Below are 934 nucleotides of genomic sequence, written 5' to 3'. Positions count from 1 at the left end.
ATAATGGTGCGGAAGGAGAGACTTGAACTCTCACACCTTGCGGCGCCAGAACCTAAATCTGGTGCGTCTACCAATTCCGCCACTTCCGCAACTTATTCTGTAGACATCAAGATAATTGGTAAAATCTTAATATCATTGTATATGGCAGGGCTACCTGGATTCGAACCAGGGAATGGCGGCATCAAAAGCCGCTGCCTTACCGCTTGGCGATAGCCCTACAGCGTAAATAGTCAAAGATTACTTAACATCTCTTATCGAGAGAAAGAATGGTGCGGAAGGAGAGACTTGAACTCTCACACCTTACGGCGCCAGAACCTAAATCTGGTGCGTCTACCAATTCCGCCACTTCCGCGTATTCTGATAGTGTAGATTAATTTAAGATGGTGCGGAAGGAGAGACTTGAACTCTCACACCTTGCGGCGCCAGAACCTAAATCTGGTGCGTCTACCAATTCCGCCACTTCCGCATCTATTCCTAACTGCTCTGATAAAAAGAACATTTAGGAATGGTGGCTACGACGGGATTCGAACCTGTGACCCCATCATTATGAGTGATGTGCTCTAACCAGCTGAGCTACGTAGCCATTTTAAAACTTTGATCAAGAATGGTGCGGAAGGAGAGACTTGAACTCTCACACCTTGCGGCGCCAGAACCTAAATCTGGTGCGTCTACCAATTCCGCCACTTCCGCAACTTATTCTGTAGACATCAAGATAATTGGTAAAATCTTAATATCATTGTATATGGCAGGGCTACCTGGATTCGAACCAGGGAATGGCGGCATCAAAAGCCGCTGCCTTACCGCTTGGCGATAGCCCTACATTGCTCTAATAAAAGAGACTTAAATAATGGTGCGGAAGGAGAGACTTGAACTCTCACACCTTGCGGCGCCAGAACCTAAATCTGGTGCGTCTACCAATTCCGCCACTTCCGCA

General features: G+C 47.1%; 8 tRNA genes. All 8 read right to left on the bottom strand.

The features are described 5' to 3' along the window. Nucleotides 1–4 precede the first annotated feature (4 nt). Nucleotides 5–89, bottom strand: a tRNA-Leu gene (locus R7040_RS25170). A gap of 53 nt (nucleotides 90–142) precedes the next feature. Beyond that, nucleotides 143–217, bottom strand: a tRNA-Gln gene (locus R7040_RS25165). Between the two features lie 50 nt (nucleotides 218–267). Next, nucleotides 268–352, bottom strand: a tRNA-Leu gene (locus R7040_RS25160). Nucleotides 353–381: 29 nt separating this feature from the next. Beyond that, nucleotides 382–466: transfer RNA gene (locus tag R7040_RS25155), tRNA-Leu, on the bottom strand. Nucleotides 467–506: 40 nt separating this feature from the next. Beyond that, a tRNA-Met gene (locus R7040_RS25150) sits at nucleotides 507–583 on the bottom strand. Between the two features lie 22 nt (nucleotides 584–605). Beyond that, nucleotides 606–690: transfer RNA gene (locus tag R7040_RS25145), tRNA-Leu, on the bottom strand. Between the two features lie 53 nt (nucleotides 691–743). Further along, nucleotides 744–818: transfer RNA gene (locus tag R7040_RS25140), tRNA-Gln, on the bottom strand. Nucleotides 819–848: 30 nt separating this feature from the next. Next, nucleotides 849–933 (bottom strand) — tRNA-Leu (locus tag R7040_RS25135). Nucleotide 934: the final 1 nt, after the last annotated feature.

This window comes from Vibrio sp. 1069 (genome assembly GCF_033340555.1).
This window is presented reverse-complemented; position numbering and strand designations above follow the sequence as displayed.